At 67.3% G+C, this 14499-nt stretch carries 15 protein-coding genes; all 15 read right to left on the bottom strand.

The window, feature by feature from the left end; all coding sequences use genetic code 11:
• Positions 1 to 2 precede the first annotated feature (2 nt).
• The 15 genes from E3T35_RS01240 to pyrF all read right to left on the bottom strand — a co-directional run bounded on the left by E3T35_RS01240 (position 3) and on the right by pyrF (position 14493).
• Entirely contained in the window at positions 3 to 689 is a 687-nt protein-coding gene (locus tag E3T35_RS01240; RefSeq protein WP_134377662.1) for a Trp biosynthesis-associated membrane protein, read from the bottom strand.
• On the bottom strand, positions 689 to 2245 hold the full coding sequence (locus E3T35_RS01235; RefSeq protein ID WP_134344013.1) for an anthranilate synthase component I: 1557 nt from the start codon (positions 2243 to 2245) through the stop codon (positions 689 to 691). The genes E3T35_RS01240 and E3T35_RS01235 overlap by 1 nt, the downstream gene beginning before the upstream one ends.
• Entirely contained in the window at positions 2242 to 2607 is a 366-nt protein-coding gene (gene hisI / locus E3T35_RS01230) for a phosphoribosyl-AMP cyclohydrolase (RefSeq protein WP_104090379.1), read from the bottom strand. Before hisI ends, E3T35_RS01235 begins: the two co-directional genes overlap by 4 nt.
• Positions 2607 to 3368: an imidazole glycerol phosphate synthase subunit HisF gene (gene hisF, locus E3T35_RS01225; RefSeq protein WP_104090381.1), complete on the bottom strand. Its 762-nt coding sequence runs from the start codon at positions 3366 to 3368 to the stop codon at positions 2607 to 2609. Before hisF ends, hisI begins: the two co-directional genes overlap by 1 nt.
• Before the next feature lie 24 nt (positions 3369 to 3392).
• Positions 3393 to 4232 carry an ATP phosphoribosyltransferase gene (gene hisG / locus E3T35_RS01220; RefSeq protein WP_092340074.1) on the bottom strand — a complete coding sequence of 280 codons (840 nt, stop codon included), beginning with the start codon at positions 4230 to 4232 and terminating at the stop codon, positions 3393 to 3395.
• 71 nt (positions 4233 to 4303) lie between these two features.
• Positions 4304 to 4567, bottom strand: a complete 264-nt coding sequence (locus E3T35_RS01215; RefSeq protein ID WP_092340073.1) for a phosphoribosyl-ATP diphosphatase — start codon at positions 4565 to 4567, stop codon at positions 4304 to 4306.
• A complete protein-coding gene (rpe, locus tag E3T35_RS01210; protein ID WP_092340072.1) occupies positions 4564 to 5247 on the bottom strand; it encodes a ribulose-phosphate 3-epimerase in 684 nt (227 codons plus the stop codon). Before rpe ends, E3T35_RS01215 begins: the two co-directional genes overlap by 4 nt.
• Positions 5248 to 5432: 185 nt before the next feature.
• Entirely contained in the window at positions 5433 to 6872 is a 1440-nt protein-coding gene (locus tag E3T35_RS01205) for an RsmB/NOP family class I SAM-dependent RNA methyltransferase (RefSeq protein WP_134377661.1), read from the bottom strand.
• Positions 6869 to 7786, bottom strand: a complete 918-nt coding sequence (gene fmt / locus E3T35_RS01200) for a methionyl-tRNA formyltransferase (RefSeq protein WP_134377660.1) — start codon at positions 7784 to 7786, stop codon at positions 6869 to 6871. Before fmt ends, E3T35_RS01205 begins: the two co-directional genes overlap by 4 nt.
• The gene (locus E3T35_RS01195; RefSeq protein ID WP_134377659.1) at positions 7787 to 9814 is read right to left on the bottom strand and encodes a primosomal protein N'; all 2028 of its coding nucleotides are present in this window, start codon (positions 9812 to 9814) and stop codon (positions 7787 to 7789) included.
• Between the two features lie 13 nt (positions 9815 to 9827).
• On the bottom strand, positions 9828 to 11021 hold the full coding sequence (metK, locus tag E3T35_RS01190) for a methionine adenosyltransferase (RefSeq protein ID WP_134377658.1): 1194 nt from the start codon (positions 11019 to 11021) through the stop codon (positions 9828 to 9830).
• A 43-nt stretch (positions 11022 to 11064) separates the two neighbouring features.
• On the bottom strand, positions 11065 to 12291 hold the full coding sequence (gene coaBC / locus E3T35_RS01185) for a bifunctional phosphopantothenoylcysteine decarboxylase/phosphopantothenate--cysteine ligase CoaBC (protein WP_134377657.1): 1227 nt from the start codon (positions 12289 to 12291) through the stop codon (positions 11065 to 11067).
• A gap of 24 nt (positions 12292 to 12315) precedes the next feature.
• Complete coding sequence (gene rpoZ / locus E3T35_RS01180) at positions 12316 to 12576, bottom strand: DNA-directed RNA polymerase subunit omega (RefSeq protein ID WP_092107764.1); 261 nt, start codon at positions 12574 to 12576, stop codon at positions 12316 to 12318.
• Between the two features lie 113 nt (positions 12577 to 12689).
• A complete protein-coding gene (gene gmk / locus E3T35_RS01175) occupies positions 12690 to 13610 on the bottom strand; it encodes a guanylate kinase (protein WP_134377656.1) in 921 nt (306 codons plus the stop codon).
• Complete coding sequence (gene pyrF / locus E3T35_RS01170) at positions 13603 to 14493, bottom strand: orotidine-5'-phosphate decarboxylase (protein ID WP_255577875.1); 891 nt, start codon at positions 14491 to 14493, stop codon at positions 13603 to 13605. The genes gmk and pyrF overlap by 8 nt, the downstream gene beginning before the upstream one ends.
• Between the last annotated feature and the right edge of the window lie 6 nt (positions 14494 to 14499).

Raw genomic sequence — 14499 nt, 5'->3', positions numbered from 1 at the left:
CTTCAGCGAGCGGTCGGGTCTTCACCGCGACTGAGATCGTCCCAGTCGCCGACCGAGTCGCTCGCGGCGGTCGGTGCGGGCGGCGAGTCGCCGGCGAAGGGCGCAGCCGGCACGGAACCGTCGGCTGAGGCGACCGATTCAAAACGCACGGCCTGGTACTTGCGGGTCGGGCCAGGCCAGCGCGCGCTGGTCAGGATCACGATCACCCCGGTGGCGGCCATGAGTACCGCCGCCGCCATGGCGACGTATGGCCACGGCGTGACAACTGTGCCGAGCACGCTCAGCTGAATGGATTCATGTCCGGCGATGCCCGTCGCTGCGGTGACCGCAGCGGCACTGGCTCGCGATGGGTCGTCGACCGCGAGGAACGCGGCGAGAAACACCGACACCCCGAGCAATACCTCGAGGGCGCCGAGCACGATGCGAATGAGCCGACCGGCAATGGTGAGGGCACCGGCCAGGGCGAAACCGCAGAGCGCGAGTGCCGTCAGCGCCGGCGCGGCGATGGCTCCGTCGATCTGCAGCACCTGGGTGCCAGCGTCGGGAAGTCCCACTTCCGCGTGGACCCAGACCTGGGTCCACGCCAGCAATGCCAGTGCGCTCGCACCCAGAATGGTGAGGATGAGAATGAGTTTGAGCCGACGGGGCGACATCCGTTTGGCTGTTTCTGTCGGGGTATCGGGCACCATTAGAAAACCCTCCGCATCGCGTTGGCCACGGCGACCGCACGCAATGGTGCGGCGGCCTTGTTCTGGGATTCCTGGTACTCGGAGGCCGGGTCGGAATCGGTGACGACGCCGCCACCCGCCTGCACGCGGGCGATGCCGTCCTTGATCGTCGCGGTGCGAATGGCGATGGCGAGGTCGGCGTCACCAGCAAAGCCGAAGTAGCCGACCACTCCCCCATACACGCCGCGCTGGGCCGGTTCGAGGGCGTCGATGATCTCCAGAGCCCGCGGTTTCGGAGCGCCCGACAAGGTTCCAGCCGGGAACGTGGCGCGGAAGACGTCGATCGCGGTTTTGCCGGGCACCAGGTTGCCCTCGACCGAGGAGACCAGGTGCATGATGTGACTGAAGCGTTCGATGCGCATGAACTCGGTCACTTCAACGGATCCGGCCGTGCAGACCTTGAGCAGGTCGTTGCGGGCCAGGTCGACGAGCATGAGGTGCTCTGCACGTTCCTTGGGGTCACCGGCGAGTTCGATCGCGTAGTCGGCGTCGGCATCCGGTGTGGTGCCGCGCGGCTTCGAGCCGGCGATCGGATGGGTGAAGACACGTTGGTCTTGAACCTTGACGAGGGCTTCGGGTGAGGACCCAACGATCCAGTACGGGTCTCCGCTCGGTGTTTCCAGGCTCAGCAGGTACATGTACGGGCTCGGATTGAGGCTGCGCAGCACCCGGTAGACGTCGATTGGGTGCGCGGTGCAGACCTGGTCGAAGCGCTGGGAGATGACGACCTGAAAAACATCGCCATCGACGATGTGCTGCTTGCCGATGTTGACGGCGGCGAGAAAGTCTTCGCGCGTGGTGCGATTGCTCGGCGCGCTCGGTGCCTGCAGGTCGACCTCGGCTAGCCAGGCTTCCCCGGGGGCGGCGAGGCGCTTTTGCAGGGAATCCAAGCGAGCCGTCGCATCCGCCCACAGTGTGTCTGGCGTGTCGGTGCCGTCGTTCAGGACGTTGGCGATGAGCTGCACGGTGCCGTACTTGTGGTCGAGTACGACGAGGTCGGCGACGAAGCTGAAGGACTGGCCGGGTACGTCGTAGTCGGCCGGCGGCTGATGCGGCAGGCGTTCAATCTGACGGATCGCCTCCCACCCGATGAAACCGACGAGGCCACCGGTCAGCGGCGGGTGTTCGGGCAACCGCGGCGTCTGCCAGCGGTCGAACAGATAGGCCAGGGCTGCCAGCGGGCCCAGCTCTGCGGCGGAGCCCAAGGCCCGGTCGGCGGAGAGGCCGTAGTCGATCCACCGGGTGTTGTCGCCCTCCTGGGTGAGCACGCCGAACGACGACACCCCCACGAAGGAGAAGCGCGACCAGATGCCGCCCTGTTCGGCGGACTCGAGCAGAAAACTGCCCGGCAGACCGTTGGCCAGCTTGCGGTATATGCCGACCGGGGTCTCACCGTCGGCGAAGAGCTCCCGAATCACCGGGATGACCCGATGCGCGTCACGGAGGGCATCGAACTGGCCCCGGGTTGTGGAGCCGGCGGTGCGGGCGCCCGTTGCGGCCGGGGTGGTGGCTGTCATTCCGTGGGCCTTTCCATGGAGCTGGCACCGAGGTCGCGCCCGTCGAAACAGGTGCGCGAGCCGGTGTGGCAGGCCGCCCCAACCTGGTCGACCTGCACGAGCAGGGTGTCATTGTCGCAATCGAAGGCGGCCGAGTGTACGTACTGGGCGTGGCCCGACGTGTCGCCCTTTCGCCAGAATTCCTGCCGGCTGCGCGACCAGAAGGTGACGCGCCCTTCGGTGAGGGTGCGGCGCAGCGCCTCGCGGTTCATCCAGCCGAGCATGAGCACCTCGTGGGTGTCCCACTGCTGAATGACGGCGGGCAGCAAGCCGGATTCGTTGAAGACGGCGGCGTCAAGCTGGGTAGTGAGTTCGGCGCTCATCAGCGCACCAGCATTCCGGCGTCGGACAGCTCGCGCTTCACGTCGCCTACGGTCAGTTGTGCATTGTGAAAAACGGATGCCGCCAGCACGGCGTCCGCGCCGGCGCGGATAGCGGGGGGAAAGTCTTCGACCCGGCCGGCGCCACCGGAGGCGATCACCGGAACCCGACTGTTGGCCCGCATGAGCGCGATCAGTTCGGTGTCGAAGCCGGCCTTGGTGCCGTCGGCGTCGATCGAGTTGACCAGGAGCTCCCCCGCACCCAGCTCGATCGCCTGCCGAGCCCAGGCCACGGCATCCAGGTCGGTCTCGGTGCGACCGCCGTGGGTGGTGACGATGAAGCCGCTCTCGGTGCGATGGGAGCGCTTCACATCGAGGCTCAACACGAGTACCTGGGCGCCGAACCGGTCGGCGATCTCATTGATCAGGGCCGGTCGGGCGATCGCGGCGCTGTTGACGCCGACCTTATCGGCACCGCTCGCCTGCAGGCGCGAGACGTCTTCGACGCTGCGAATACCGCCGCCGACGGTGAGCGGAATGAACACCTGCTCGGCCGTGGCTCGCACCACGTCGTAGGTGGTCGCGCGGTTGTCGACCGTGGCCGTGACATCGAGAAAGGTGAGCTCGTCAGCGCCCTGCTCGTAGTACCGGCGCGCGAGTTCGACCGGGTCGCCGGCATCGCGCAGGTTCTGAAAGTTAACACCCTTGACGACACGACCGTTGGCCACGTCGAGGCAGGGAATGACGCGCACACTCAGGGTCATGCTGGTTATCCTCTCGCGGGGTTCTTAGAGGCGGGCGTTGTGAATGGTGGTGACCAGAATGGCCCGGGCGCCGAGGGCGTAGAGGGCATCCATCACGTTGTTCATGTCGAGGCGGGCGATCATGACGCGCACGGCGGCCCACTCCGGGTCGTGCAGCGAGGACACCGTCGGCGATTCGATGCCCGGAGCAAGCGCTGCCGCAGCGTCGAGCAGGGCGACCGGAATGTCGTAGTCCAGCAGCACATACTGGCGGGCCACGAGTACGCCCTGCAGGCGGCGCAACAGGGTATCGATGCCGGCCTTGTCGTTGGTGGAGCTGATCAAGACAGCGGTGGACTCGAGAATGACCGGTCCGAAGATTTCGAGGCCCGCCTTGCGGAGGGTCGTGCCGGTGGAGACGACATCGGCGACGGCATCCGCTACGCCGAGCTGAACGGCCGATTCGACGGCGCCATCGAGTTCCACGAGGTCGACGGTCACTGAGTGGGTGGCGAGGAAGCGTTCAACCAGGCCGGGGTAGCTCGTGGCGACACGCAGACCGTGGAGGTGCTTCAGCTCGGTGAAGCGGCCAGCCGGACCGGCGAAACGAAAGGTGGAATCGCCGAAGTCGAGACTGGCGATCTCCACGGCTTTGGAGTGCGAGTCGAGCAGCAGGTCGCGGCCGGTGATACCGACGTCGAGGGCGCCGGATCCCACGTAGGTGGCGATGTCACGGGGGCGCAGGTAGAAGAACTCGACCCCGTTGCGGGGGTCGGCGGTAACGAGGTCGCGCGGGTCGCGACGGCCGGTGTAGCCGGCTTCGGTGAGCATCTGCGCGGCGGTTTCAGACAACGAGCCCTTGTTGGGCACGGCAATTCTCAGCATGGGGGTACTTTCTCGGTTTTGGATCACGCGACTATTCACTGATTTCGAGCCAGCTGGTGCGCTGGCGCGGGTCACAGATGTCGGTAGATGTCGGCCGGAGAGAGCCCTTTGGCGATCATCATGACCTGCAGGTGGTACAGCAACTGGGAGATCTCAGCGGAGGTTTCGTCGTCGCTCTGAAACTCGGCGGCCATCCAGACTTCGGCGGCTTCCTCAACAATTTTCTTGCCAATGGCGTGCACGCCGGCGTCGAGTTCGCGTACGGTACCGGAGCCCTCTGGACGGGTGGCGGCCTTGTCGCTCAGTTCTACGAAAAGGTCATCAAATGTTTTCACGACTCTAGGTTACCCGCACCGTGACGGTGGCTGGCCGCGCTCTGGCGCAGCAGGGCGATCTGGGCGGCCGGATTCTCGGCCCCGAACACGCTGGAACCGGCCACGAAGGTGTCGGCGCCGGCCGCGGCTGCGATCTCGATGGTCTGCGCGGTGATGCCGCCGTCGACCTGCAGCCAGACGTCGAGGCCGCTGTTCTGCACCGTTGTTCGCAGCTGGGCAAGCTTCGGCATGGTTTCGTGCATGAACCTCTGGCCACCGAAACCGGGCTCGACGGTCATGACGAGCACCTGGTCGAATTCGGGGAGCAGGTCGAGGTAGGGCGTCACATCGGTGCCGGGCTTCAGCGCGAGACCGGCGCGGGCGCCGATCTCGCGCAATTTTCTCGCCAGCGCGACCGGTTCTGTCGTGGCCTCGGCATGAAAGGTGACCGAGTAGGCGCCGGCCTCGGCGTAGCCGGGCGCCCAACGCTCGGGGTCGTCGATCATCAGGTGGATGTCGAGCGGCAGCGGCGAGACCTGCTGCAGGCGTTGCACCATACCGAGTCCGAACGTGAGGTTCGGCACGAAGTGGTTGTCCATGATGTCGACGTGCACCAGATCGGCCGAGCGGATGCGACCCAGCTCGCTCTCGAAATTGGCGAAGTCGGCGGCGAGGATGCTCGGATTGATGCGGGTAGCCATCCACTCAGCTTATCGAGTGTGCGATCGGGCTAGGACTGTGCGGCAATCGCGGCGCCCGATGGCTGGGGGCGCACCCACGGGCGTGACCGCGCACGATCTGAGTGGCCGATACGGTAACGGGCCTAGCGCGCACCCGTTTCGGGGGTGCTCATCCGCTGGACGCAACGAGCCCAAAAGACGTGGGGCTAGGAGGCGCGCTGCAGCAGGGTGATGAACATCGCGTCGGTGCCATGGCGATGCGGCCAGAGCTGCACGCTTCCGGTGTCGGCGGGCAGGTCGAGGTTGGCGGCGCTGAAGGACTGCACGACGGCGGCGGTGTCGAGCGCGGTCACGCTGCCGCCGGCCTTGCGCACGGCGAGGGCAACGATCGCCCGGGTCTCGGCGGTGTGCGGCGAGCAGGTGACATAGGCCAGGATGCCGCCGGGCTTGAGCGCGAGCAGAGCCGCGTCGAGGAGCCCGGACTGCAGGCCGGCCAAGTCGGCGACGTCCTTGGGCTGCTTGCGCCAGCGGGCCTCCGGTCGGCGGCGCAGTGCACCGAGGCCGGTGCAGGGGGCATCGAGCAGGATGCGATCGAACGTGTCGGCATGAGTCTGACCGATGGTGGTGCCGTCGATCTCCCAGACCGGAACGGTCTCCGGCAGAGCCTGCAGGGCAGTGCGCACGAGCGTTGCCCGCGCGGGAACGAGCTCGTTCGCCACGAGTTCGGCTCCCCCGGCGCGCGCCTCGGAGGCGAGCAGGGCGGCCTTTCCACCGGGGCCGGCGCACAGGTCGAGCCAACGCTCCCCCGCAACGATCGGCTTGGCCCGGCTGAGCGCCAAGGCAGCGATCTGCGATCCTTCATCTTGCACCCGAACGCGACCCTCCGTGGCGGTCACCAAGTGGTACGGGTCTCCGGAATCCAGCACGAAACCGACCGGAGAGAATTCGTCGGCGAGGCCCAGTCGTTCACGGTCGGCGTCGGTGGCGAGGCCGGGCAGTGCGACCATATTGACCTTGGCGGCCATGTTGTCGGCAGCGAGCAGGTCGGCGAGCTCGTCTTCGTGGCCTTCAGCTTTGAGCGCCTGGCGGAAGGCGCGCACGATCCAGGCCGGGTGCGAGTATTCGGCGGCGAGCCGGTCGTCGACGTTGACCGCCCCTTCGAGCACGCGCTCGCGCCATTCCTCGGCACTCGACCGGGCGATGGTGCGCAGCACCCCGTTGGTGAAGCCGGTCGCGGAGCGGGAGCCGACCTGTTTGGCGAGCGAGACGGATTCGTTGACCGCGGCGTGGGTCGCGACGCGGGTGGCGAGCAGCTGGTGGGCGCCGAGACGCAGCACGTCGAGAATGGCGGGGTCGATGGCGCTCACCGGCCGGTTCGCGGCGAGGGCAATGACGCGATCGTAGAACCCCTGCATGCGCAGGGTGCCGTAGGTGAGCTCGGTCGCGAGGGCGGCATCCGCTGTGCCCAGGGCGGCGCGCTGAATGCGGGTCGGCAGCAGCAGGTTGGCGTAGGCGTCGGACTCGCGAACGGCGGCTATCACCTCGTAGGCGATGCGGCGGGCCGGCTGCACGTAGTCGGCCGGGGCCTGGCGAGAGCGGGCCGGCGTCGTGCCGGCCCGATCCATACGCGCGCGATCATCGCTCATGAAACCGTCACCGATTCTGCTCCCACTCCGCGCCACCAGTCGTTTGCTGTCATTGCTGTCTTTCCGGCCGGTTGCACGCGCAGCAGAACCAGCGGTTCGGTCTGCGTGCCCACGAGCACTGTTTTATCGAGCTGCAAAATGGTTCCGGCAGGCAGATGAGGTTCGAGGGCGCTCGGCGCGACCTCGAGAAGTTTCAGAACGGCGCCGTTCACGGTGGTGAACGCGCCCGGTTCGGGTGTCACACCACGAATGTGACTGTAGACGGACGCTGCCGGCCAGCCGAAATCGATACGCGCGTCCTCCCGCACCAGTTTGGGCGCGAGAGTCACCTCACCGGTCTGCGGGACGGCAACGGCGGTGCCGGCGGCGAGCTCGTCGACGACTCGCAGCAGCAGGTCCGCTCCGCTATGGCTCAGTTCCTCCAGAAGTATTCCCGATGTGGAATGTACTCCGACGGGGCGGGAGAAGCTGCCGAACACGGCACCGGCGTCGAGTTCGGGCACGAGCTGGAACACGGCAGCACCGGTGAGTTCATCGCCGGCCAGGACGGCACGCTGCACCGGCGATGCACCGCGCCAGCGCGGCAGGATTGAGAAGTGCAGATTGATCCAGCCGAGGCGGGGAACGGAGAGCAGCGGCTCGCGCACGATTCCGCCGTAGGCGACGATGACGCCGAGGTCGGGCTGCAGGGCGCTGATGATATCGGTCGCCTCCGCATCGAGCCGGTTGGTCTTCAGCATCGGGTAGCCCCGTTCGGTCGCAGCCTGCGCGACCGGCGACGGGGTAAGGGTGCGTTTGCGGCCGAGGGGGGCATCCGCTCGGGTGATCACGGAGACGATCTCATGATCGGTCCCGGCCAGGACAGTGAGGCTGGGGACGGCGACCTCGGGCGTGCCAGCAAAGACGAGTTTCATTTAGAGCAGCTCCGGGTCGTCGAATCGAACTCTAAGTGTAGGTGCCGGTGGGAACGAGCCGGACTTCGGCTTGCGACGCCTGGCCGCGTTGCGCACGACCGCCGCCTTGAGCGCGTGGGCGACCTCATCGCCTCGGGCGTAGCCGAACCGCACGACCGCCCGCACCAAGAGCGGCTCGGTGTCCACCGGACCGAGCACGTCGAGGCCGGCGACCGCAGCCAGATCGGCCAGGGCAGCATCGACGTCAGCGGCGGTTCCCGTCACGGACGCAACCCGCACCGCCGGCGGAAAGCGCAGCTGACGACGGTCGGCCAGCTCGCTCGCGGCGAACGTGTCGGGCCGCCAGGAGTTGAGTGCCCGGGCCAGGGCGCCGCCGACTCCGGTGAGCAGTACGGGCGCGCCGGGTGCGGCGAGGGCGGCGGCGTTGGCCCACCAGCGAAGGCAGTCTTCACCGACGCGAAGGGATTCGCGGGCCAGCATGCGTTCGCCGTCGAGAATGAGGATGGCCCGGTAGCCGCCGGTCGGCACCGGTTCGGCGCCGCGGGTGGCGATGATGAGGGCCGGCTGCGGGCCGATGGTCTGCACGGTGTGCTCGCCGTCGGCGACGATCACTCGCGCCCCCGGGAAGGCGCGGCCGAGTTCTTCGGCGGTGCGGCCGGTACCGAGCGTGACGACGCGCAGTTTGGTGCCCTCGCAGTGCAGGCAGGTCCAGCCGGCGGCCAGGGCGCCGCACCACCGGCAGGACGGCACGGCGGAAGCCGATTTGAGGCCGAGCGGTCCCTGGCAGTGCGTGCAACGGGCGGCCTTCTTGCAGCTCTGGCACGCGAGCATGGGCGCGTATCCGGGGCTGGCGACCTGCACCAGAACGGGGCCGTGTTGGAGCGCTTCGCGGGCGGCCTGCCAGGCGGCCGAGGGGATGCGGGCCGCACGAGCCTGCTGATCGGGCTCGGACTGAAAATCGGTCGGAATGATGCGCGGGTGCCGGTCGGCGGCGGGACTCACCTCGCTGACGTAGCCGAGCTCAACCAGGCGCTGGGTCTCGACACTGCGGGAGTGGCCGAGCAGCACGAGGGCGCAGTCGGCGTCCTGCTGGCGCACGAGGGCGGCGTCGCGAGTGTTGACGTAGGGGCTGAGCGGCTCGGTGTAGAGCGGGTCGCCGTCGTCCCAGAGAGCGATCAGGCCGAGGTCGTGCGCCGGGGCATACACGGCAGACCGGTTGCCGAGGATGATTCGCGGCGCGGATTCGAGGCAGGCCAGGAAGGCACGGTACCGGTCGGGGTTGGGCTGGCGGGCGTCGACCCGGCTCAGCGGAAGGTCGGGGGCAAGCTGGGCGAGGGCGGCCTGCACCTGGTCCTGGTCGCGAAAGTCGGGAACGCACAGAATGGCGCTCTGCCCGGTGCCGAGGGTGGCGACGGCGAGTTCGGCGAGAGTTTTCGCCCAGCGTCCGATGGAAGTGCCGTCCTCGAGCTGGGTGAGTTCGGGGATCGCAGCGACGGCGACCCGGTGGCGCTCCACGATGGCGGTGTCGAGGCGGCCGGTCGGGTAGCCGACGAAAGCCGGGTTGGCCAGGGCGATAAGGACGGGTGACGGTGCCGGAATGGCGGTCTCGACGGGCGCAGACATCGCGGCCAACCAGGCCTTTTCGACTCGCACCTGGCGGGGCGGAACAGCGAGACGGATGATGTCGCTCGCGTTCCCCGCCGCCCGATCCGCTAGGCGGCGGGCCAGTTTCCAGACGTCAGGCGTGAGCACGACGGCCGTGGACACGACCGAGTCGAGCTCACTGAGGGCGCCGCGGTAGGCGCCATCCGCTTCAAAATCGACAACCCCTCGCGGGGCGCGCGGATCGAATACCTCGATCACGTAGGCGTCGACGACGCGACCGCCGGAACGAAACGGCACCTTCACGCGCACGCCAGCGGCCACCTGCCCGACCAGTTCGGCGGGTATGCCGTAGTCGAACAGGTGGTCCAGTTGCGGCAGGGGGGAATCGATCAGCACCCGTGCGACGAGGCCGGTGTGCGTCATGACTGTGCCGGTTTCAGAGGCCGGCGGCGCTTCGCAGGTCGTCGACCTTGTCGAGCCGCTCCCAGGTGAAGTCGGGCAGCTCCCGGCCGAAGTGACCGTAGGTGGCGGTCTGCGCGTAGATGGGCCGCAGCAGGTCGAGTGAGTGGATGATCGCTGCCGGACGCAGGTCGAACACGTCCCGGATCGCCGCCGTGATCTCCCGGTCGGGCAGCACCCCGGTGCCGAAAGTCTCCACGTACAGACCGACCGGGGACGCCTTGCCGATCGCGTACGCGACCTGCACCTCGAGGCGTTCGGCCAGGCCCGCCGCAACAGCGTTCTTGGCAACCCAGCGCATGGCGTACGCGGCCGAACGGTCGACCTTAGACGGGTCCTTGCCGCTGAACGCACCGCCGCCGTGGCGGCTCGATCCGCCGTAGGTGTCAATGATGATCTTGCGCCCGGTGAGGCCGGCGTCACCCTGCGGGCCCCCGATTTCAAAGCGGCCGGTGGGGTTGATGAGCGTTGCCAGCGCGGAGGAGTCAAGGTCGATGCGCTCGAGCACCGGGCGAATAACAAGTTCTTCAACCTCGGCGCGCAGCCGCTGTGTGGTCACGGACGGCGCGTGCTGCGTCGATACCACGACGGTTTCGACGGTGCGGGGAATGATGCCGTCGTAGCCGATGGTGACCTGGGTCTTGCCGTCGGGGCGTAGGTAGTCGAGTTCGCCGCTCTTGCGCACGAAGGCGAGGCGCTCGGCCAGGCGGTGCGCGATCCAGATCGGGATCGGCATGAGTTCGGGCGTCTCGCGGGTGGCGTACCCGAACATGATGCCCTGGTCGCCCGCGCCCTGCCGGTCGAAGTCGTCGAGGCTGGACTGCTCACGCGTTTCGAAGGCGTTGTCGACGCCCTGAGCGATGTCGGGCGACTGGCCGCCGATGGAGATTTCGACGCCGCAGGATCGGCCGTCAAACCAGACGTCGGAGGAATCGTAGCCGATGTCGGTGATGCACTTGCGCACGATCGACGGAATCTCGACGTACGCCTCAGTGCTGACCTCGCCGGCTACGTGCACGAGGCCGGTGGTGACGAGGGTCTCAACAGCGACGCGGCTGTGCGGGTCGTCCGTGAGGAGAGCATCGAGGATACTGTCGGAGATCTGGTCGCAGATCTTATCGGGGTGACCCTCGGTGACTGATTCCGAGGTGAAGAGGCGAAGATCGCTCATCTGGCCCGTCTCTGTAGAAGTTGAATGCCGGTCGCAGCTGAGGCTAACCGATCAGGTCAAGTATGCAATTGGCCACCGACATCTTGCTGCCGGAGACCTCATTCACTATAACTCCGTGGCGATCGAGCACCGTCACGGTGTTACGTTCCGTGCCGAAACCGGCGTCCTGCCCCACCCGGTTCACGACCAGGTAATCGCAGCCCTTTCGGGTGATTTTGTCGCGACCGAGGGCCAGCAGCCGGTCGGCATCCGTTTCGGTTTCGGCGGCAAAGCCGATGATCAGTTGACCCGGCCGGCTGGCAGTAGAGAGCTCGGCCAGAATGTCGGGGTTCTTGACCAGTTCCAGCGTGAGGGTGTCCCCCACGTCTTCCTTTTTGATCTTGCCGACCTGCACGGACCGGGGCCGATAATCGGCGACCGCGGCGGCCATGATGATGACGTCGGCCGTTCCGGCGGCGCGCGTCATGGCCTCGTGCATCTCAAGGGCACTGCCCACGAGAACGGTCGTGATGCTGGTCGGAACGGCCACCTCGAGGTTGGCGGCGACCAGGGTGACCAAGGCCCCGCGGGCCAGGGCCGCCTGGGCAAGCGCGACGCCCTGCTTACCGCTCGAGCGGTTGCCGAGGAACCGCACCGGGTCGAGCGGTTCCCGCGTGCCGCCGGCGCTGATCAGTACTCGGCGACCGGCGAGATCCGGCACAGCGGATGCCGCAGCCTCACCAGCAGGCATCGCCCGGTCGAGCACGGCCAGCGCCACCGCGACGATGGTGTCCGGCTCTTCCATGCGGCCCGCGCCGGAGTCGGTGCCGGTGAGCCGACCGACGCCGGGGCCCACGATGGTGATACCGCGCGAGCGCAGCACGGCCACATTCGCGACCGTGGCGGGGTTATTCCACATCTCGGTGTGCATGGCCGGTGCGATCACGAGCGGCGCGGTGCTGGCCAGGATGGTGTTACCGAGCAGGTCGTCGGCGAGGCCGGCGGCGATTTTGGCGATGCTGTTGGCCGTCGCGGGAGCGACGACGATGAGGTCGGCACCCTGGCCGATGGCGACATGGCGCACCTCGGCGACTCCCTCATAGAGGTCGGTGTGCACCGGATTGCGGGAGATCGCCTCCAGGGTGGGCTTGCCGACGAAGCGCAGCGCGGCCGGGGTGGCGATCACGTGCACCGAGTCGCCGTTCAACACGAAAGCGCGCACGATGTTGACGGCCTTGTACGCTGCGATGCCGCCGGTGATACCGACGACAATCGTGCGAGGTGTCTTCATCCTGCGCGCTTAGTGGTGAGTGCTCTAGGCCTCGACGATGGGGCGGGAGACGAGCTTGTCGTCGTTGATCTCGCGCAGGGCTACCGAGAGCGGCTTGTCTTCGACGGTCGAGTCGACGAGCGGTCCGACGTTGTCGAACAGGCTGCCTTCGTGCAGGTCGGCGTAGTAGTCGTTGATCTGACGCGCCCGCTTGGACGCGAAAATCACGAGGGCATACTTCGAGTCGACCTTGGAGAGCAGGTCGTCGATGGGCGGGTCAATGATGCCAGTGGGCTTGTTCGCCATTGGTGTCACACTCCTAATAGAGCACGGCCTGAGGCGGCGTGCGAATCTGTTGTTGAACGGTACATGCGAGATGGATACGCGCCCTGAGACGCGCAAATCAGCAGATGCGGGCGCTACGGCATGCTGGATGCAGCGCGGATCTCCATCAAGTCTACGACCTCGCGGGCGGCGTCGGCGACATCGTGGTTGATCACGCGGTAATCGAACTCCCCCTGGGCGGCCAATTCCAGCTTCGCGGTCTCCAGACGGCGGGCCTGTTCCGCCGCGTCTTCGGTGCCCCGGCCGATCAGACGACGCACCAGTTCGTCCCAGCTCGGCGGCAGTAGAAACACCAGACGGGCTTCCGGCATGGCACGGCGAACGGCGCGAGCGCCCTGCAGATCGATCTCGAGCAGCACGCTGTTGCCGGCGGTGATGGCGGCATCGACCGGGCCGCGGGGAGTGCCGTAGCGGTAGGCGTTGTGCACTGTGGCCCATTCGAGCAGTTCGTCGGCCGCAATCATGCGGTCGAATTCGTCGTCGGAGACGAAGTAGTAGCTGACCCCTTCGGTTTCGCCGGGGCGCGGCGCCCGCGTCGTCGCCGAGACGGAGAGCAGCACGTCGGGGTAATTCTTGCGAATGTAGCCGGCAACGGTGCCCTTGCCGACCGCGGTGGGGCCGGCCAGGACGATGAGTTTGGAGTCGGCAGTGCTGTGCCGCAGGGCAGGTCGTTCGGAGAGAAAGTCCCGCAGCCGGTCGCGCTGGTGCCGGCCCAGGCCGCCGAGCCGCTTAGACGGCGAGATTTCGAGCCGATGGATGATGCGCTGCATCTTGGTCACACCGATGGCCGGAATGCTCACGAGCAGCTCGGTCACTCGCAGCCGCCCCTCGACCCCGATCGGGTCCTTGATCGCGGTGGCGAGCACCTCGAGGGCGGTTCGTTCGCCCGAAGCAACCTCGGCTTTGACCTTGGCGCGGGCTCGCCTGGCAGCGACGGCGGCGCGCGACGCAGCCACCCGGTCGACTTCGGGCGGGGTGGGACGGTTTTCAGCCACGAACGGCACCTACTTCGGTTACTCGGCGCTCAATGGCTTCTTCGATCCGGTGGGGTCCGGCCGAGAGCACGCTGCGCGATTCACTCACGATAACCCCTCCGGCGTATTCACCATATATCAAGGTCAGATCCATAATATTCCCTCCCTGGTGACCAAAACCGGGTGCGAGCACGGGAGTTCGAAATTCGGTCGGCGCCCGCTGCACGTCGATGCCGAAGGCGGCCAGGTCGAGAGTGGCTCCGAGCACGACGCCGATCGACCCGAGACCGGTCGCCAGACCAGCGGATGCCGCACTAGGGCCGGCCCGCGCGTTCCGCGCTCCCACGTCGTCGAGAATGGCCCGGGCGACGCTCGATCCCTGGAACGGACCGTCGGCCACGATGGCACGCTGAACGTCCGCGGCCTCGGGGTTGGAGGTCGCGGCCAGCAGAAACACACCCTTGCCGTTCGATGCGGCGAGGGTGAATGGTGAGTCGAGCGAACCGACACCCATGTACGCGGCGAGGGTGAGGGCATCCACTTCGAGCGGGGAACCGGGCGTGAACCAGGCCTGCGCGTAGGCTTCGACGCTCGTACCGAGGTCGCCGCGTTTGGCGTCGCCGATCACGAGCAGGCCGGCCGACCGGGCGTCGGCCAGCACGCGTTCGAGCGCCAGGAAGCCCGCCGAACCAAAGCGTTCGAAGAAGGCGACCTGCGGTTTGACGATACCCACCCGGCCGGCCGCAGCCGCGACGACGGCACGACCGAACGATTCGACGCCGGCCGCGGTGTCGGGCAGGTTCCACTCACCGAGCAACCAGGAATGCGGGTCGATGCCCACGCAGAGCTGGCCGTAAGTGGCAAACATCCGCTCGAGCCGGTCACCAAAGGAAACCGGGCTCACAGCACG

This window comes from Cryobacterium sp. TMT1-2-2 (genome assembly GCF_004403505.1).
GTDB lineage: Bacteria > Actinomycetota > Actinomycetes > Actinomycetales > Microbacteriaceae > Cryobacterium > Cryobacterium flavum.
This window is presented reverse-complemented; position numbering and strand designations above follow the sequence as displayed.